Consider the following 18,951-nt stretch of genomic DNA (forward strand, 5'->3'; position numbering starts at 1 on the left):
CGTCATACTCCGGTGGCCAGTAATTCGCGCAACTGCGCACGCACTGCGTCGCGCGTTTGCGCGAGCGTCTTGGCGGCGAGATAGCGCTCGTAGGCCGGATGCTCGTCGACTTCGCTGGAAGCAATCCGTTCGAGTAAAACGTCTTCTTGCTCGACGCCGTACGCGCCCAAAATCCGTTTGCGGTCTTCGCGCAAGTCGTACAGCAACCGACTGAGCGAATCGAGTTGTAATGCCGCTTCCGACGGCACGTGCTGAAAGAAATGCGTCATGCGACCTCTCCTACATGTTTTGATCTTTGACGACCCCGCCATCGGTCGTCGCCATATCGATGGAAATGCCATCGAACCGATAGAGTTTTCCGCCTTCGGCCTGCATGAACCGCCGGGCATCGTCTTCCTTCGCAAAAGAGGCGAATGTCTGCCCCATCGCGCCAAGCTGTTTCGAACCCACGACGTAGTAGGCCTGTTTGGCATCGATCCAATGCCCGACCGGGTGTCGCCAATCGGTGCTTGCCATGTCCTGCACGTACATCGCACCGATCTTTCTGTCGTGTTCGGGACGCAGAAAGACCGAGAACAGGCCAAGCGTGTCGCAGAAAAAGTCCGCCTGTCCATCGGCATAGACGATTTGCGCTTTCGGCCCGGGGTAGTCGTTCAAACTCATGCCGTCCAGCACGCTGACCGTCGTATCGGTCACTTCATGCGGCGACGGCAACGGCTGTTCGCGGGTTCCACACCCGGCGGTCAGCGCGACGAGCAGCGCGGCGACGGCCATGCATCCGGAAAATCGCCTATTCATCGATCGAATCTCCAAGCGGCGAGACCTAGCGGCGCCACGATCCACGCCAGCATCGCCAAACCAAGAACCATGGGCTCGGCGAGCGCGGCGGGAAACACGCTCACGAGTCCATACATCGTGTGCAAATCGCCGGGACCGAAGATGTTCAAGATGCGGAAAACGTCCGCCGGATTGAGTATCAACAGCACCGGAAACAACGGGCCGACGACGGCGCCGCCCGTCAGCACGAGTGCGCCGAGCAGCAGCAAGTCATAGACGAGTACGAAGAAAAACCACAGCGCCACCGCGACGCCGCTCGCCGAAGTACGGCTGCGGCAAAACGCCGACGCCGACACGGCAAGGCTTAGGAATACCCAGCCGAGCAGCACTGCGCTGACGACGAAGCCGGCGTACTGATACCAATCGGCGGCGGGCGCGCGCAGCGCGATCACGATGCCCGCGAGCCCGAACCCGGCGAGCGTCGCGCACGTGAGCGCGGCGGCCAGACCCAGGTACTTGCCGAGCACGAGTTGGATACGGCTGATCGGGTAGGACAGCATCAGATTTAACGTGCCGCGTTCGCGCTCTCCGACGAGCGCATCGAAACCGAGAATCAATGCGATGAGCGGCAGCAGGTAAATCGTGAGACTAACGAGGCTGGCGATCAGCGGTTCGATGCCCTGGAAGCCGACCACGCCCTGCACGGCCGCGCCGAAGTAGGACGTCACGACCGTGAACGCGGCGAATACGAGCGAGACGGCCAGCACCCAGCGGCTGCGTAGACGATCGTGGAATTCCTTGCCGGCGATGACGCACACCTGCGTCCGATACGTACAATGCGAGGCGCTCATGCCATCGTCTCCGTACAACCGAGAAACACGTCCTCGAGCGAGGGTTCCTGAATTTGCAGATCCGCAATCCGATCGGAGAGCGACGACAGCGCGGCGAGTGCAGTCATCTTCGCGTGGCGCGGACATTGCAAGCCGATATGCCGCCCACGCGCCGTCAAGTTGAAAAACGGTGCGCGGCGCAACTCGGCTTCGAGCGGACCGATATCGTCGCTATTGGCGAGGACGTCGATCGAAATCGGCAAATCGGTTTGGCCGCGTAACGTCTGCACGCTGCCCACCGCGCGAATCCGGCCGCCGTGCAAGATCGCCAGGCGATCCACGCGCTGCTGAATCTCCGCCAGGATGTGCGATGTGACGACGATCGTCGCGCCCGCTTGCTGGCGCGTTCTCAGCGTTTGATAAAACTCGCGGATGCCTTTCGGATCGAGCCCGTTTGTCGGCTCGTCAAGGAACAGCAATTTAGGATCGCCGAGCAGCGCCTGCGCAAAACCGAGACGCTGCTTCATCCCTTTCGAATACTCGCGTACCTTGCGCGACGCCGCGCCGCTCAAGCCCACCTCGTCGAGCAGCGGCTCGCATTGAGCAAGCCCGACGCCCTTGAGCTTCGCGAAAAAGCGCAACGTCTCGATGCCGGTCAGATTGTCGTAGAGCACGACGTTTTCGGGCAAATAGCCCAGCGTGCGCTTGACCGCGAGAAAGCCGCGCCCGCGCGCCGCTTCGCCGCGAATGCGAACCTCGCCCGCGTCCGCCGGCACGAGTCCCAGCATCAACTGAAACAAGGTACTTTTGCCGGCGCCGTTGCGGCCGATCAGCCCGAAGAGCTCGCCTTGACGGATGCTCAGATCGACGCCGTCGATCGCGCGCACGCCGCCGAAGGCCTTGGCCACGCCCATAAGTTCGATCATCTGGATTGCTCCATTTGGCGCGTCCAAGCCGCATGCAGCGGCCGCATCCGCGGCGCTTGGTCGACAACGCTCGGCACGTTCATCAACGGAAACTGCTGAGCGATCAGACGAAGCGATTGCAATGCAGGGCTGTTCATCAATACGTTGATCATCGGCACGCGCCAGGTCAGGCGATCGACGAGATCGTTCGCCGTGTACGGGATATCGCCGACGCCGCGCGAACGCTTGTCCCAGCCGAAATAGTTGCTCCAATAGTTTCCGGTCCATGCGACATCGCTCGCGGCGACATAGCGGATCTGTTCGTGGTTGCCGATGAAGTCGTTGCCCGCCACGTCGTTATGGACCGACCCGCCCCACAAGTGAACGCCCACGGCGTTGTCGGCGACGACGTTGTCGCGAATCGTGTTGTACTCGGCGTCGTAAATGAAGAAACCGCGCTGGTTTTCCGACACGACGTTGTTTTCGACGACGGAGTCTTGCACGGTCCGCAACATGATCCCTTGGTCGGTATTGCCCCAGACCTCGTTGTTTTTCACGACCTGATTGCGCGCTTCCATGATCGCGAGGCCACCTCGGTTGTGATAGACCCGATTGCCGTCCCACACGTTGTAATAGGAGTTCATGTAATGCGTGCCGTAGCGCACGTTATGAATCACGTTGTTCTTGAACAATGCGTGATGCGACACGTCCACATAGATACCGTCCCGCGTATAGCTGATCGCATTGCCGACGATCTGGGCACCGGTCGTGTTGTAGAGCTGGATGCCGTTGCCTCGCTGCGGCGACAGGAAGTCGCGTTTGCCGACGATGACATTGCCGGTGATGCGCACGTCCGCCGCATGCTCGATCCACATCCCGAACAAGTTGTAGACGAGCTCGCAGTGATCGATCCGAGCCCGATCCGAGCCGGGCTGCACGTAAATGCCGGCGTTTTGCGCCGTCAGATCTGCGCCGCTATCGAATACGGCCAGATCGCTGATCGTGACGTCGGGCGAAGCGACGCGAATCACGTCTCCGGCGCCGCCGCCGTCGATCACCGGATGGCCTTCCCCGCGCAACGTCAGCGGCTTGGCGATTTTCAAGTTTTCGACGTAGTGCCCGCCATGAATGACGATCGTGTCTCCCGCCCGCGCCGCGTCGATGGCGGCGCTCACGCGCTGCCCCGGATAGACGGCGAGCGTTGCGCCCGCCGCGGCAAAAGCCTGCATGAGGGCCGTCGCGACCACGGACATCGCCGCGAGCGGGAGCTTAGACATGGTGGGGTGTCCGCTCGAGTTATGCCTGAACGATCATTCGCGAGCGCATTTCCAAATGCAGCGCATGGCAGAAGTTCGTGCAGTAGCACCAGAAGACGCCGGGCTTATCGGCGACGAACGTCACCGATTGCGTTTGCTGCGGATGCACGACGAAGCTGATGTTGTAAAAGGGAATCGCGAACCCGTGCGTCAGATCCTCAACCTTGTCGAGATTGGTCAGGATGATCGTGACCTCGTCGCCCTTCTTCACGGTCCATTCGCGCAATCCGAACGTCGGAGCCTGCGAGGTCAGATAGATCGTGACTTTCTTACCTTGCCGTTCGAGGCGGTTTTCCTTCGGCGTTTTCACGGCGAGCGGAAACTCGTCGAGGTCATAGATTTGCCGCGTCTTGATGATGTCGCGGCGAACCATGATCGAGTCGTGCGGCTCCGGATAAAGCGGATGGTCTCCCACGAGCACCATCTTCTCGCCGCTGATGTCGATCAGTTGCGAGCTATCCGGGTGCAGTGGTCCGACCGGCAGATAGCGGTCTTTCGAGAACTTGTTGTCGGAAATGAAGTACTGGCCGTCGGGCTCTCTCGTTTCGCCCATCGAGGTGAAGCCATGGCCCGGCTGATAGTGCACGTCGATGCGATCGACGACGACTTTCGCGTTCTTGTCGCCCTTGTATGCCTTGATAGCCGCTTCGAGGTCCCACTTCACGATTTGGCTGTCGAGGAACAGCGTCGTATAGACGAAGCCGCGACCGTCGAAGCCCGTATGCAAGGGGCCGAGACCGATCTCGGGTTCGGCGACCACCGTATCCCTCGGCTCTTTGAGGCCACCGTCGAACCACTTCAACACCAACTCGTGAGAAATCAACGTCGCCGTCGGCGAGAGCTTGCCGGAACAGGCGTAGTACTTACCGTCGGGCGAAACGTTCACGCCGTGGGGATTCTTGGGCACCGGCACGTAGCAGGTCAGCGCCGTCTTGGGATCGGCGTTGGCTTCGTGCGTGCCGTCCACGACCGGCACCGGCGAGTTGCCGATATGGAAAAACTTCCCGTTCTTCACGGCCGCTTCGATACGGGCGACATTGAAGAACACGCAAGCATCGCGCTCGGCCGCCATCATCTCTTCGTAATGGACGCCGTTCTCGGTGTTGTACTGATTCGAGCATGCAAGCTTGCCGTCGTACGAGGACGCCACCAAATCGAGATTACCGTCGATCTTGACTTGCCAACGCGGCTCCATCGTCTTGGCGTCGACACACGTGAAAAGACAGAAATACTTTTTCGGATCGTTCAGATCGCGTCCGTCGTTGGGCTGCGGAATGTGAAACTCGCCGCCGCAGAAAACGCGCGTGGTGTAGTTGATCTTTTCGTCGATCGGATCGCGCTTATCGGGAAAGATTCCGTGAAAGCCCTGCACGTTCGGCAACTGCGTAATTGCGTCGCACTCCATCGTATCGAGACGCACGCGCGCCACACGCGCATTGATCTTGTCGTTGACGAAAATGTGCTTGCCGTCATAAACGCCGTCGGTATACGACATGTGCACGTGGTGCGTATCGCCGTTGATGTAATTGAGCTGCCCGTTCGGCCTCGTACCGATGATCTTGCGCGATTCGTTCGTGATGCCCCAGCCGGACATACAGTCGACGTTGAAAACGGGAACGCGCCGAATCTCGCGCCCCGAGGGCAATCCGTGAATGCGGAGGTCACCCGAGTGGCCACCGCTGGAGAACGCGTAATAGGTGTCCAGCTTGCCCGGATGGACTTCGTACTTGTCCCAGTTGATCGCCGCATCCGCGCTCGCGCCGCCGCTTGCGCCGCTCGCGGCAGCGGCAGGCGCCCCGTTTCCGTTCTTATTGCAGCCCGCCAGGCCGAGCGACAAACTCGCGCCGGCAAGCCCCGCGACGGCCGAGGAAGTGAGAAATCTGCGACGCCTCGTGTCGGGCTGAGCCACAGTCTCTTCGGATTTTCCCTTGATAAAAGTCATCACATTCTCACTATTCAATTCGGTTTCGCGACAGGTAGCGGTGAGGTTTCTGATTCGATGCGAGCGGTGTCGCCCACATCGCCCCGCTAGTGTCACGTGCCCGCACCCTCATGTTGTTTGATCGAACTCAAATGAAGTAGACTTAATGCATCTTTTAAGTACTGCTTGCGGCGAGGTGCCGCGGGCAAGCCGGGAACACAGGGAACGCGCGACGTGACGCTTGATATCGATCAAGCGAGTAGACGGGCCGCGAAACCATAATCGCCGGCAAATCGATGCGTGCATCGATTAGTTATCCTTACTTTGGTCAAACCCTTCGAGGCGTCGGGGGATCGTTGAGCTCACGAAAATTCGTTCCAATCGCCGCGGCGCTTTCGCTCGTCGTGGCCGCCGTCCTCTGGCTCACGTTGAGGACGCCCGAGCTCTACGTTCAAGGGACCTACGTCTTCGGTACGCGCGTGCAATTGGCCGTGTATGGGGTTTCGCTCGAACACGCGCAGCAAGACGCCGATGCCGTCTTTGCCCACTTCCGGTCGATGCACCGAGAGCTTCATGCTTGGCAACCGTCCGAGGTCACTGCGCTGAACCAAAGCATTGCGGCAGGCACACCGTTTCAAGCGACACCGGAGTTAGCGGCGATTCTTCGTCATGCCCGCGCGCTCTCGTTGCAGACGCAAGGATTGTTCGATCCCGGCATCGGCCGGCTCGTGCGGCTTTGGGGCTTTCAAGCGGATCAGTTCGATACCCAACCGCCATCGCGCGAGAGCGTGCTGCGCGAGCACGCGTCGCATCCGCGCATCGCGGACCTCACGATCTCGGATTCGGGCGTCGTTGCGAGCGCGAATCGGGCAGTCGCGCTCGATCTGGGCGGTTATGCCAAGGGTTGGTCGCTCGATGAGGCGGCGGCAATTCTGCGCCAGCGCGGCGTGAAGAACGCATTGGTGGATGTGGGCGGCAACCTGCTCGCCATCGGTACGAAGGGCGGCGCGCCCTGGCGAGTCGGCATTCAAGACCCGCGCAAAGCCGGCACGCTGGCGACGCTCGAGTTGCGCGACGGCGAGGCCATCGGCACGAGCGGAGACTATGCGCGCTTTTACCGGAGCAACGGCGTCCGCTATTGCCACATCATCGATCCTCGCACCGGCTTTCCCGCGACGCTTAGCGAGTCGGTGACCGTTCTCGTGAGGCCGGGTCCGCACGCCGGTGCATTGTCCGACGGTGCGAGCAAAGCGCCGTTCGTCGCCGGGCCTGCGCTTGCGATGTCCTTTGCGAGCAAGGTCGGTGTCGACTCCGTGTTGCTCGTCGATGCGCAAGGCCGGGTTTGGGTATCGGCTCCCATGGCCGAACGCGTGCAATTTACGGATCCGACGCTGCGGCCGGCGCGGCTCGAATGATTGACGGCAGGAGTAGCGGCGATGCCCGATCGACACCGTATCGAAGTCATTAACGTCAGCTACGCTCGCGGCTCGCGCGATATCTTGCGCGATGTCGACCTCGCCGTCGAACCCGGCAAACTCGTTGCCATGGTCGGGCTCAATGGTGCCGGAAAAACCACGCTCATCTCGCTGCTTGCGACACTGGCCGTGCCACGTCAAGGCCGCATCGTCGTGAACGGCATCGACGCCGCACGCGAGCCCTCCAAGGTGCGAGCATCGATCGGCGTGGTTTTTCAGGCATCGGCGCTCGAGCCTCGCCTCAGTGCGCGCGAGAACTTATGGTTCATTGCCCGTTGCCAAGGATTGCGCGGGCGCGCGGCGCGACAACGCGTGGACGAATTGCTCGCGTCTCTCAGTCTCGGCGAACAAGCGGCAACGTGCGTCGGATCGCTCTCGGGCGGCCAGCGGCGGCGCCTAGAACTCGCTCGTGCACTCGTGGCGCGCCCGCAGGTACTGTTGCTCGACGAGCCGACGATCGGCCTGGATGTTGCTGCACGTCAGGCGTTCTGGGCGGAAATCAAGACGCTTGCGGACACCGGGCATACGATCCTGTGTTCGACGCATCACACCGACGAAGCGCGCGACGCCGACAGCGTCGTCGTCCTCGATCGGGGGCGTGTGCTCGCGCATGCGTCGTGGCGTTCGCTCTGCGGCTCCGTGGCCGGCGCAGTGCGTCTGCAAACGCCGCATGCCCGCGAGGCGAGCCGATGGCTGAGCGAGCACGGTTATTCGGCGCAGTGCGAGGGAGATGCGGTCGCCGTAGCGTGCGCCGATCCGCAAGCCGTGTTGCCTGCCCTGCTGCGGCAGATTCCGTATGCGGTGGACGTCGTGCGGATCGCGACGCCGGATCTGCACGACGTCCTCCAGCATTGCATCGGGAGACACGATGAAGAGGCAATCGCGACACGTGAGTTGACGACGGCATGAGCAATCTACTAGCAATCGTCTGGTTCGATTCGAAACGATTCTGGTCGTCGCCGCTTCGGCTCGTATTCGGCATCACGCAGCCCTTGTTATATCTGCTGGTTTTGGGCGCGGCGCTCAGGGGTGGAACCTATGCGGAGATCAGCGGCTATCAAGCGTATATTTATCCGGGCGTCATCGGACTTTCATTGATGTTCACCTCCCTATCGGCCGCCGTAGGTATCGTGCACGACCGGCAAACCGGCATGCTCGCCGCGTTGCTCGTTTCGCCCGTCAGCCGGCTCGAGGTGGCGGGTGCGAAGATCGTCGGCGGCGCAACCGTGGCCTGGGTGCAGAGCCTCTTGCTGCTACCGTTTTCACCGGTCGTCGGGATCGGGCTGACGCCGTTGAACTTGATCGCCCTACTGGCTGCGATGGCGTTCGCCGCGCTTGCGTTCTCCGCCCTTGGACTTGCTTTGGCGTTGCCGTTTCGATCGGTGATCGTTTTTCCGGTGGTCTCGAACGCCCTGCTCTTACCGATGTTCTTTCTATCGGGCGCGCTTTATTCGCTCGACCTCGCACCGCCATGGATCCGGTACGCCGCCGCATACGATCCCGCGGCGTACGGTGTCGATTTAATGCGCGGCGTACTGACGAGGCAATTCGCGATCGCGCCCGCGCTTTCGCTCGCAACGCTTGCCGCGTGTCTTGTCTGCGCCGGTTCTCTCGTGATGCTTCAGTTGAATCGGCGCAATGTCTGAATGCGCGTAGGTATCCATTCGACCGGTCACTCGCGCTTCATGCAATGCCACTTATCCTTCGCCCTATGAAACCGATCAACCCTTTGAGTCAACCCGCCCCCTCGTTCGACGAACCGCTCGAAATGCTTAGGGCTTGCCACGAACGCATCGCCGCGCAGTGCGCGACGCTCGAGCGGCTTGCCGCTCACCTGCGAACGCACGGCGCCGACGAGCAGGCGCAGCAAGCTGCGAGAAACATCATGCGTTACTTCGATATCGCGGGGCCCCACCATCATGCCGACGAAGAGCAGGATCTTTTGCCGCTGCTATTGGAGGCGAGCCGGCGCCGAGGCTCGCCGCTCGCGGAAAGGATCGCGTCGTTGCCCGACTTGCACCGGGTTCTCGACGCAGCCTGGGCGGATTTACGCGCCGTATTGACGGATATCGCTCAAGGGATCGCGACACCGCTCGAACCGCCCGTCGTGGAGAACTTCGTGCAGGCCTATCGCGAGCACATGGCATTCGAGGAACAGGAGGTGTTTCCCATGGCCGAAGCATGGCTCGATCGCCCGCAGCTCGAGAAGCTCAGTGCGGCCATGGTCGCGCGGCGTAACATCAAGCCGCAATGAGCGGCTGAGCTACGCGCGCCCACTGCGCCGACCAGTTAAATGTTGAGCCGCCCAGGAGCGAGGTAGTATCGAGTACTTTTCGACCACTTCTCTCTCCACGCTCGATTCATGCTGCTAACCCTCGTTCTTCTGGCCGGCGTTTGGGCAGGCCTACAAAACGCCCTCGCCGGCGGCGGCTCGTTCGTCACGCTGCCCGCATTGATCGTGTCGGGTATGACGCCGCTTGCCGCCAACATCACCTCGACCGTCGCGTTGTTTCCGGGGCAGGTCATGTCGGGCGTCGCCGGGCGGCGCCTCGTGACCGGCGCCAATGGATTGCCGTTTTCCGTATTGTTCGGCGTCAGCGTGGTGGGGGGTGCGCTGGGTGGCGTGTTGTTGCTCGTCACGCCTTCATCGGTCTTCGCCCGGCTCGTTCCTTGGCTTGTGCTCTTCGCCACCGCTGTATTCGCTTGGGGGAGCTTCTTTCGCCGTACGCAAGAAACGAAGACGCATCTTTCGCCTACCGCAGCCGCGTTCGCTCAATTTTTGATTGCGATCTACGGCGGCTATTTCGGTGGAGGCATCGGATTTCTAATGATGGCGGCGCTGGCGATGGCGGGGCTGCCCACGCGCAACGCGGGTGCGACCAAGAATGCGTTGGCCGGCGTAATGAACGCCGCCGCCGTCGCGATCTTCGTCACGTCCTCGCTGTTGCATTGGCGCGAAGCCATCGTGCTCGGGACGGGTGCCATGGTCGGCGGGCTCGCCGGCGTATGGGCCCTACGCCGCGTGAACGAGCGCGTCCTGCGGATCGCGATCGTCTGCATCGGCGTTGCGTTGACAGTCGGGTTATTCCTTAAACCGATCAGTTGATGTTCGGTCTAGAAGACGGGTATTCGACGGCATCGGTCGCCCGCCATGCGTATCGCCGAATGAGCGCGCCGTAGCCGCCGATCACGAAGCCGCCGGATTTTTCCCGGTAGGCCTCGCGCCGCATCCGGTAGGCGCGCGGCAGATGGAACCAAGGCAGCGCGGGCAGATCGTGATGAACGAGGTGGAAGTTGTTGTTCAAGAATAAAAGACGCATCGCGAGCCCAGCCTCATTGATTGCGATGCGCGCCTTCGGATGCGATGCCGCCCGATGCTCGTACAGCGAGCGCACCATTGCAAGGCCAAGCGCGGGCCACGCGACGCCGACCAGATAATGCCACCAAGCGATACCCGCGTAGCGCTCGACCCAGCCTAGCAGCAGCACGACTCCCACGCCGTGCGCAAGCCACATCGGTACGTGGCGCCGATCGCCTCGGACAACGGCCTTCGCTTCCTCGGCAAGCATCGCGGCGACGCTCGTCGGCGGCCCCACGACGATGCGCCCGATTAACGTTTTACGTGCCTGCCACAGCGCTCGGCGCCAGCGCGGCAAGCGGGCCCATTCGTCCCCGTCGACGTAGTTCGTCTCCGGATCGATGCCGGGAACGGTCAGCGCCTCGTCGCGATGATGGGCAAGATGGCTCTCTCGATAGAGGGTATAGGGATACCACACCGAAAGCGGCGGCCAGCCGAGGAGCATGTTCAATCGGGCCCAACGGGTGGGATGCCCGTGCAGCAACTCATGCTGCAAGGACAGGTGCCAGGCGCCAAGCAGTGCTAGTAGCGGCGTGGCAACGACCGGCAACAAACGTCCACTGTGCAGCATCGACAAAATGCCGAACCAGCTACCGTAGATTGCGACGATCAGCGTCCAGGTGGGCCACTCGCTACGGCTTAAGAAGTCGCCTTGCAGCGCCGCGATTTCGCGCGCATGTTCCGTGTCGAAGTATTCGGCCATTCTGGTCGCGGTGGGCTTGGACGTCACGCCGAGGGAAGGCGCAGGCTCATAACATAGCGAAAGACTCCGTTCGGGCTAACCAATGGATTCGAATTTGCTTATCCGCGCAAGCATGAGGCGCTAGCGCCGGGCAGTCGTGCCTCGGCTGACCTCATTCACGGCGCACGCCCGAACGACCTACAATGCGCCGATGAACCGTTGGATCGCCGCCCTCCCCATGTATAACGTCACGCCGCGACACGAGCGGTTGTGGCGCGCCCTGCTGGCCGATACGCTCGCCGCATTCGCCCGCGCCGGCGGCCCGGACCGCGTCGCGATAGCGGACGAGCCGCTCGGCGAACTCACGGGGCTATGGCGACGCACAGACTTGTTGCTCTCCCAAACCTGCGGCTTTCCCTATCGCATGCTCGGGCTGCGCGACGACGTTCATCTAGTCGCCACTCCGGTCTTCGACGCCGAAGGTTGCGATGGACCGAACTACCGCAGCGCGTTCGTCGTGTCTGCTTCAGCGTGGCAGCGCGGCGCCACGGCGTTACCAGCTTGTTTTGGATTGCGGGCGGCGTGCAACGGCATGGATTCGCACAGCGGTATGAACGCCCTGCGCCATGCCGTCGCCGCGCATGCGATCGAGGGACGCTTCTTCTCCTCGGTCTTGTGGAGCGGCTCTCATGTGGAGTCGCTCAAAGCGTTAGCCGGCGGGCGAGCGGACATCGCCGCAATCGACTGCGTGACGCTCGCCCTACTGCGTGACGGTCTCCCCGACTTGCTACATGACCTACACGTGATCGGTATGAGCGCCTGTGCGCCGGGCCTACCGTTGATCGCATCGCACACGCTCGGAGAGGCGTCTCTCGATCGGCTGCGCGTCGCATTAAAGCAGGCGCTCGAATCCGACCCGCACCGAGCGAGCATGCTGCGACTTCGCGGCTTCGTATCGCTACCCGCCGAAAATTACGATCGGATCGAACAGATGGCGCGCGAGGCGAGCGCGCTTGGCTACCCCGCACTGCGCTAGGGCTCGGGAGGCAGCTCCATCGATTGCCCCCCGTTCCGCCCATCCACGCTATCGCCTTCCAAATCTTAGGAAAACTAACGATTCGCACTGCTTGTCATATCGATATGAGAAGCAATTGGATGGCTTCGCTGGTATTACTTCGTATCATGGCATCCCGCTGCCGGCCCCGTTGGACGGCATAGCCGGAACATAACAAGGAGAATGGCCGTGAGCGATGAAACCCTCGGCGTGCCGCGGCACGAGCACGTGCGCGGGCTTGCGAGCGGCACGCACCCGAGCATCGGGGCGCCCCTCACCAATGCATTTAAACGGCGAGACGGTCGTTCTGCCGTCGCGCGTGCCCGGCTCGGCTTCTTTGCCGCTTGGCTCGCATTCGTCGCCATCGGTTGGCTGATTCCCACGCCCACGGGGCTCAGTGCTCAGGGCAAGGCAACGCTCGCCGTGGTTGCCTGGGTGGCGATCGTGTGGGTCACCGAGGCTATCCCTGTCGGCGTGAGCGGCATGCTCGTACCGATGCTCCTCGTGCTTTCGCACGCGAGTCCCACGTTTTCGAAAGCGGCAAACGGCTTTGCCGCACCGGTCGTCTTTTTGTGTCTGGCGGCATTCCTGTTTTCGTCCATCATGCAGGCGAGCGGTCTCGATCGCCGCATCGCACTCGCGTTGCTCAATCGCTTCAAAGTGCGAACCGCGAACGGTGTGATCTGGGCCATGTTCGCCGTGAATTTCGTCATGTCGAGCGTCGTGCCCGCCGCTAACGCACGCGCCGCCGCGCTGCTACCCGTGACGAACGGGATCGTCGGACTGTTCGGCGATTCGCCGCGTGAACGAGCGGCGAAAAAAGCGATCGTGATTCAGACGCTCGTCTACGGCGCCATGATCAGCGGCATGTGCATTCTGACCGCACACTTGCCGAACATGGTGGTGGCAGGACTAATCGAAAAGCAACTCGGCATCCGCATCTCCTACCTCAGATGGTTCGAATTGCAATGGCCTTACCTTGGTATGTTCGCCATCACGCAATGCTGGGTGCAGTACTACTTCCGTTCACGCCGCGTGCCTATCCCCGGCGGCCGCGCGGCCATCGCCCAGATGCGAGCGAATCTTGCGCCCTCTACGGGCAACGATTGGACCGTGCTCGCCGTATTCGGCGGCGTCGCGGGCATGTGGGCCACCGAAGCCTTTCATCACGTGCCTTCCGAACTCGTGGCGTTGATCGGGCTCGCGATCCTGTTCGCACCGGGCGTGCTCTCGTTCGGCTGGGCCGACGTGGAGCGGCGCACCATCTGGGGCACCTTGTTTCTGCTAGGCGGCGCGCTCTCGCTTGCCGCGGCCATCGGCGCCTCGGGCCTTGCGCAATGGGCCGCCGACCACATTTACGTTTTCGCACGCGGTCACGGATGGTGGGCTACGCTCGCGATCGTCATGCTTGCCACGCACGTCATCCGCATCGGCATGCTCTCGAACGTCGCGGCGGTGACGATGATATCGCCGATCGCACTCGCACTGGCGCTGCGTCTCGGGCTAAACCCCGTCGCATTCACGATGCTCGTGAGCGACACCGACAGCTTCGCTTATCTATTGCCGACGCAGATCACCGCAGGCGTGATCGCTTATAGCAGCGGCGTTTTCACGACGGCCGACTACGCGAAAGTGGGCGCCGTATCGGTACTGATCGCCATCGTCTATGGACTATGCGTCATCGCTCCGTGGTACGCGTTCCTCGGCGTGCCGGTGTGGGATGCCGCCGCGCCCTGGCCGTTCGCGCATTGAAGCCCTGCCCTTCTCACGTTACGCAAAAATCAAACATGAGCCACGCCTATGACTCGGCGCCGCAACAAGCGCATGCGCTGCGCGAGCGCCTCGGCCCGCACGTTGCCCCCAAAGGGCTCTACGAACGGCTGAAGCAATTGCCTTTCGCGGGCAGCGCGCGCTGCAACGTAACGAGGCTGGAGGCCGGAAGCTGGAGCGAGATCGTGCTGGACTATGAAGTCGGATCGTCCGGGATCGCCGATGGCGGCTGGCTGAAAGCCACATTCAAGTTCTACTCCGACTGGTCGCTGTTTCAAACGAGCGACCCGAGCGCGGCGAACTATATCAGCGCGCAATACCAAGCCTCGCCGCTCCTGCCGGGACAAAGTCCGGCCACGGTACAGGCGTTGAACGTGCGTTTCGATCAGAAGGGCCATGAACGCCCCTATCAAAAGGCCGTGATCGTCGACGTGGTGGACGGCTATCTAAACGCCGGCGATCACATCGTCATTCGGCTCGGCGACCGGCGACGCGGGCCCGGCACGCGCGTTCAAACCTTTGCCGAGGATGATTTTCGGTTTCGCCTCTCTGTCGATCCGCTCGGCACGTCGCGCTTCGTGACCGTACCCGACGACATTTCAATCGATATTCATGCCGGTGCGCCCGCCGATGTGCTGCTCGCCGGCCCGCGCTTCGTTCGCCCCGGCGAGGCGGCACCGTTCAGGCTGTCCCTGCAAGACCGTTGGGGCAACGCTTGCCGCGACCTCGGCACAAGCGGCCGTGACGGCGGCCTAACGGCGCGCGTCGTCGCGTACGACGCGCAGAATCGAATCGTCTACGCCCGCGAGCACGCATTGCCGGCCGCGGGCTTCGCCACGTGCGCGCTCGACGATCTGCCCACCACGTCGGGTGCGCTGCACATCGTCGCCGACGTACCGGCCGATCCCGATATACGGACGGCCGTCGCCTACCTGGCGGTGGACGCCGCATTGCCCGCACCACGCTCGCTATATGCCGATTTGCATGTGCATGCGCACGACACCGTGGGCACGAATAGTCCCGCGTACAACGCGCAATATGCAAGGGACATCGGAGGGATCGATGTCCTCGGCTATACGGCGAACGACTTTCAGATCACGGACGAAAACTGGAAGCTCGGTCTACGTGACGTAGCACCATTCAACGTGCCGGGCCGCTTCGTCGTCTACCCGGTCCAGGAGTGGTGCGGCAGCTCGACGGCGGGCGGCGACCATAACGTCGTATTCCTCGGCGACGGACAGCCTGGCTTTCCCTATAACGCCCGCGGCGAGCACAACCGCACCCTCGTCTGGAACGAAGACATGAAGGGCAACGCGGTCAAGCTGGGGCGCTGGCCGGTTGAGGAACTATGGGATGCCTACGCGGACGACGCAGAAAATCACCTCGTCATGCCTCATGTCGGCGGGCGCCGCTACATTCCCGACTGGCATCACCCTAAGCTTGAACGGCTCGTTGAAATCGCCTCCTCGTGGGGCCATTTCGGCTGGCTCTATCAGGATGTCATCGCGCGCGGTTACCGGCTCGGCGTGGCGGCGAGCGGCGACGAGCACCGCGGACGGCCCGGCGGCGGCGCGCCAGGTGTACAGGTTTTCGGGGTACATGGCGGGTTGACCGGCGTGCTCGCCGACACCCTCGATGCGCGCACGGTAGGACGTGCCTTGCGCGCGCGACGCACGTGGGCCACGACGGGAGAACACAGCGCGCTGCTCGTGCACAGCGGCGAGCACTGGCAAGGCGACGAATTCACGCATCGCGGGCCCGCTACGCTCGACTATCGGCTGCTAGGCCGTGCGGGGTGGGAGTATGTTGCGGCCTACGATCACGACGGCCTGCTCTGGGAGCGAAACCTGCACGAGGAGTTGGGGTACGCCGAACGTTTGATTCGAGTTCGCTGGGGCGGCGCACGCATTCGCGACCGCTATCGCTGGGCAGCTTGGCGCGGACGTATCGTCATACGCAACGGAACGATCCATCGCGTAATCCCCAGCGGCTTCGAGCACATCGAGGAGTCGGCCTGGCGAGTAGGCGCTACGGAAATCGGGTTTAGGAGCGATACGTACGGCGACGCGGATTCCATCGAGATCGACGTCAGCAACTTGGCCGCGGCAACGATCGTCGTCGAGGGCACGATCGACAGTTTCGTCAAAGTCGGCGACCCGTCGCAAGCGAACCCATTTGCGCATGCGCCGAGCTTTCGCTATGAGATCAGCGGCGCCGAGCTGCTCGCCCGAGGCAAGTCGACCCACGCGTTAGGCGGCACGGAGCTGTTCGTCGCCGTCGAGCGGCTGACCGAGCAGCCCCTTCCGATTGATCTAGCGGGCAGTGTCGACGTTGCGCCGAAAAACGGGCCGTTCGGCTTTCGGCCCGTCTATTTTTTCGGGAGGCAGCGTGACGACAGCAAGGTATGGTCGTCGGCGCAATTCATCCGCTTCGAATGACGCAACGGCTCGAAGGCAGCCTCAAAACGTGACGCCGGCCACCAGCATGAGGTTCGCGTACGGCGTACATTCGCCCGTACGCACCACGGCGCGGGCCCGATGAGAAAGCCGCTTCAATTCCTCGTGCGTCACCACTTCGCGCGTACCGATCTGGTCCGCCCACTCGCTCGAAAGCCAAGCGTCGCCTCGCGCGAGCGTCTCGCCGGCGACGATATGCGACTCCACCTGCATCTCGGTCAGCAAGACGCGAACGGTCGTGGCGAGATCGGGCACGCCCGGCGTCAGCGCGAGATCGATGATCTCGGGGCCGGCACCATGCGGAGCGGGCATTCCGGCATCCGCGACCAACACCATATCGCCATGCCCCAACGTTGCGACGAGGCGCGACAGCGCGCTATTGAGTAAGTGCGTCTTCTTCATGTCGTTCAGTCGGCCCAGCGGGTTATTTCGTGCGAATACGGAATCGAGGTTTGCGCCCCGGCGCGCGTCACGGAAAGCGCCGCAGCGGCCTGGCCGAACCGCACGGCCTCGTCGAGCGAGCGTTTCGCGGCGAGCGCCGCGCACAAGCCGCCCACGAACGTATCGCCGGCCGCCGTCGTATCGATCGCGGCGACTTCGGGCGCCGAATAGTGGCGCCCGTCCTCACCTTCGGCCAGGACCAGCACGCCCTGCTTGCCGAGCGTGACGATCACGTTGCGCGCCCCCTGCCGCCGCAGCGCCCTCGCCGCCTCGAGCGCACTGTCGGGCGAATCGACGGCAACGCCCGACAGCACCGACGCCTCGCCTTCGTTCGGAATCAAGAAGTCTGCGCTCTCGAGCCATTCGCGCGAAAGCGGTTCGGTGGCCGGCGCAGGATTGAGCACGACGATCCGACCGTGGCCGCGCGCCGCCCGCATCGCGGCAAGCACCGTTTCGCACGGCACTTCGAGCTGGCAAACGAGCACGTCGGCCTGCTCGATCGCTTTCTCGTGCGCGGCGACCTCACGCGGTGTCAGCGCGCCGTTGCTGCCGGCGACGATCACGATCGCGTTTTGTCCCGCATCGTCGACGACGATCATCGCGATGCCCGTCGGCAACGTCGGATCGGTTGCAATCCCGCCGCAATCGATACCGTCTCGGCGCAAGCCCGCGACGAGCTGGGCACCGTTTTCATCGTTACCGATGCAACCGATCATCGCGACGTGCGCACCCAAGCGTGCCGCCGCAACGGCCTGATTGCCGCCCTTGCCGCCGGGCACCTTAACGAACGATCGGCCGGCCAACGTCTCGCCCGCGCTCGGCAAGCGCGGGGCGCGAATCACCAGATCCATGTTCAGGCTGCCGACGACGGCGACGCGGCCTGCCTCTCGTTGCACTGCTGTTGTACTCATCGATGTCATGAGGCAATGTGATTGGATTCATGTCCCGCATGCGCGAGAAGGCGCGTGCTCGACTCGCGCACGAGCAAGCGCGGCTCGATCAAGAGCGTGCGCGCGGGACCCGTAACGGTACCGTTGATGCGTTCGAGCAAGGTATTGGCCGCCGCATCGCCTAGGCGCAAAATCGCCTGACCCACGGTCGACAACGCCGGATAGACATAGCGGCTCATTTCCACATCGTCGAACCCGACGATCGAGCAGTCGGCCGGGATGCGCAGCCCGCGTTCGGCGGCAGCGCGCAGCGCACCCATCGCCATCAGGTCGTTGCTCGCGAAAATCGCCGTCGGCGCGATAGTGTCGAAGAGTTCGCACGCTGCGGCGTACCCGCCCGGGCACGTGAAGTTGCCCTCCACGACCGCACCGGGCAACACCGGCACGCCGCGCTCGGCCATCGCACGCCTAAAGCCCGCGACGCGAATCGCGCTCACGACCGTATCGCTCGCTCCCGCGATGCAGCCGATGCGCGTATGACCGAGCTCGAGCAAATGCTGCGTCGCCATCATTGCACCGGCTTCATGATCGATCTGAACGAGGTCGGCATCGAGCCCGGCAATCGGACGGTCGACGATCACGATCGGCACGCGCACCGCCTTCAAATCGTCGGCCACCGATTCGTCGTCGTCGACGGAGGCGACGATGACGCCGTCGATCCGATTCTGGTGCAGCGCGCGCAAACATTCGCGCTGCGTGACGAGGTTGTTATCGGAATTGCAGAGAAAGACGCAGTAGCCGCGACGCCTGAGCGAGCCTTCGATCCCGCGCGCGAACTCCGCGAAGTACGGGTTGGTGTTGTTCGGCACGACGAGGCCGATCGTCGAGGTGGTCTTCGCCTTCAGCGAACGCGCGGGCGCCGACGGCACATAGTTCATCTCGGCGATGGCCGCCAGCACGCGCTCGCGCTTTTCCTCGCTGACAGGGCGCGTGTTGTTCAGGACGTGGGACACCGTGGTGTACGACACCCCTGCTCGCTTTGCTACGTCTCGGATAGTCCACATGATCTGTTCGCT

18 protein-coding genes are annotated in these 18,951 nt (G+C 62.7%); 8 read left to right on the plus strand and 10 right to left on the minus strand.

All coding sequences use genetic code 11. The features are described 5' to 3' along the window. Nucleotides 1-2: 2 nt before the first annotated feature. The 6 genes from AB1286_RS03000 to nosZ are packed head-to-tail and all read right to left on the minus strand — an operon-like array spanning nucleotide 3 to nucleotide 5,770. Nucleotides 3-269, minus strand: coding sequence for a hypothetical protein (locus tag AB1286_RS03000; RefSeq protein ID WP_430361861.1), 267 nt, complete (start codon nucleotides 267-269; stop codon nucleotides 3-5). Between the two features lie 10 nt (nucleotides 270-279). Then, nucleotides 280-798, minus strand: a complete 519-nt coding sequence (locus AB1286_RS03005; protein WP_430361862.1) for a nitrous oxide reductase accessory protein NosL — start codon at nucleotides 796-798, stop codon at nucleotides 280-282. Next, complete coding sequence (locus AB1286_RS03010) at nucleotides 795-1,628, minus strand: ABC transporter permease (protein WP_430361863.1); 834 nt, start codon at nucleotides 1,626-1,628, stop codon at nucleotides 795-797. The genes AB1286_RS03005 and AB1286_RS03010 overlap by 4 nt, the downstream gene beginning before the upstream one ends. After that, a complete protein-coding gene (locus tag AB1286_RS03015; protein WP_430361864.1) occupies nucleotides 1,625-2,533 on the minus strand; it encodes an ABC transporter ATP-binding protein in 909 nt (302 codons plus the stop codon). Before AB1286_RS03015 ends, AB1286_RS03010 begins: the two co-directional genes overlap by 4 nt. Next, on the minus strand, nucleotides 2,530-3,789 hold the full coding sequence (locus tag AB1286_RS03020) for a nitrous oxide reductase family maturation protein NosD (RefSeq protein WP_430361865.1): 1,260 nt from the start codon (nucleotides 3,787-3,789) through the stop codon (nucleotides 2,530-2,532). Before AB1286_RS03020 ends, AB1286_RS03015 begins: the two co-directional genes overlap by 4 nt. A 19-nt stretch (nucleotides 3,790-3,808) precedes the next feature. Beyond that, nucleotides 3,809-5,770: a TAT-dependent nitrous-oxide reductase gene (gene nosZ / locus AB1286_RS03025; RefSeq protein ID WP_430361866.1), complete on the minus strand. Its 1,962-nt coding sequence runs from the start codon at nucleotides 5,768-5,770 to the stop codon at nucleotides 3,809-3,811. A 335-nt stretch (nucleotides 5,771-6,105) separates the two neighbouring features. Here nosZ and AB1286_RS03030 point away from each other — a divergent pair, with 335 nt between their 5' ends. From AB1286_RS03030 to AB1286_RS03050, 5 genes are all read left to right on the plus strand, one after another. Next, the gene (locus AB1286_RS03030) at nucleotides 6,106-7,164 is read left to right on the plus strand and encodes an FAD:protein FMN transferase (protein ID WP_430361867.1); all 1,059 of its coding nucleotides are present in this window, start codon (nucleotides 6,106-6,108) and stop codon (nucleotides 7,162-7,164) included. A gap of 21 nt (nucleotides 7,165-7,185) precedes the next feature. Beyond that, entirely contained in the window at nucleotides 7,186-8,133 is a 948-nt protein-coding gene (locus AB1286_RS03035; protein WP_430361868.1) for an ABC transporter ATP-binding protein, read from the plus strand. Continuing rightward, a complete protein-coding gene (locus AB1286_RS03040) occupies nucleotides 8,130-8,870 on the plus strand; it encodes an ABC transporter permease (protein ID WP_430361869.1) in 741 nt (246 codons plus the stop codon). Before AB1286_RS03035 ends, AB1286_RS03040 begins: the two co-directional genes overlap by 4 nt. An 83-nt stretch (nucleotides 8,871-8,953) precedes the next feature. Further along, nucleotides 8,954-9,478, plus strand: coding sequence for a hemerythrin domain-containing protein (locus AB1286_RS03045; RefSeq protein WP_430361870.1), 525 nt, complete (start codon nucleotides 8,954-8,956; stop codon nucleotides 9,476-9,478). Between the two features lie 111 nt (nucleotides 9,479-9,589). Further along, nucleotides 9,590-10,330 (plus strand): sulfite exporter TauE/SafE family protein, encoded by a 741-nt coding sequence (locus tag AB1286_RS03050; protein ID WP_430364972.1) that lies wholly within the window; start codon nucleotides 9,590-9,592, stop codon nucleotides 10,328-10,330. Here AB1286_RS03050 and AB1286_RS03055 read toward each other — a convergent pair. After that, entirely contained in the window at nucleotides 10,323-11,285 is a 963-nt protein-coding gene (locus AB1286_RS03055; protein WP_430361871.1) for a fatty acid desaturase, read from the minus strand. The genes AB1286_RS03050 and AB1286_RS03055 overlap by 8 nt on opposite strands. A 190-nt stretch (nucleotides 11,286-11,475) precedes the next feature. Here AB1286_RS03055 and AB1286_RS03060 point away from each other — a divergent pair, with 190 nt between their 5' ends. From AB1286_RS03060 to AB1286_RS03070, 3 genes are all read left to right on the plus strand, one after another. Continuing rightward, a complete protein-coding gene (locus AB1286_RS03060; RefSeq protein ID WP_430361872.1) occupies nucleotides 11,476-12,300 on the plus strand; it encodes a phosphate/phosphite/phosphonate ABC transporter substrate-binding protein in 825 nt (274 codons plus the stop codon). Between the two features lie 207 nt (nucleotides 12,301-12,507). Beyond that, on the plus strand, nucleotides 12,508-14,070 hold the full coding sequence (locus AB1286_RS03065; RefSeq protein WP_430361873.1) for an SLC13 family permease: 1,563 nt from the start codon (nucleotides 12,508-12,510) through the stop codon (nucleotides 14,068-14,070). Nucleotides 14,071-14,105: 35 nt separating this feature from the next. Next, nucleotides 14,106-16,526 carry a hypothetical protein gene (locus tag AB1286_RS03070; RefSeq protein ID WP_430361874.1) on the plus strand — a complete coding sequence of 807 codons (2,421 nt, stop codon included), beginning with the start codon at nucleotides 14,106-14,108 and terminating at the stop codon, nucleotides 16,524-16,526. A 21-nt stretch (nucleotides 16,527-16,547) separates the two neighbouring features. Here AB1286_RS03070 and rbsD read toward each other — a convergent pair whose 3' ends face one another. Genes rbsD through AB1286_RS03085 form a run of 3 tightly spaced genes read right to left on the minus strand, consistent with a single transcriptional unit; the run spans nucleotide 16,548 to nucleotide 18,939 of the window. After that, a complete protein-coding gene (rbsD, locus tag AB1286_RS03075; protein ID WP_430361875.1) occupies nucleotides 16,548-16,946 on the minus strand; it encodes a D-ribose pyranase in 399 nt (132 codons plus the stop codon). Nucleotides 16,947-16,951: 5 nt separating this feature from the next. Continuing rightward, entirely contained in the window at nucleotides 16,952-17,896 is a 945-nt protein-coding gene (gene rbsK, locus AB1286_RS03080) for a ribokinase (RefSeq protein ID WP_430361876.1), read from the minus strand. 5 nt (nucleotides 17,897-17,901) lie between these two features. Continuing rightward, on the minus strand, nucleotides 17,902-18,939 hold the full coding sequence (locus AB1286_RS03085; RefSeq protein ID WP_430361877.1) for a LacI family DNA-binding transcriptional regulator: 1,038 nt from the start codon (nucleotides 18,937-18,939) through the stop codon (nucleotides 17,902-17,904). Nucleotides 18,940-18,951: the final 12 nt, after the last annotated feature.

The organism is Trinickia sp. NRRL B-1857, from assembly GCF_050470685.1.
In the GTDB taxonomy this organism is placed as follows: domain Bacteria; phylum Pseudomonadota; class Gammaproteobacteria; order Burkholderiales; family Burkholderiaceae; genus Trinickia.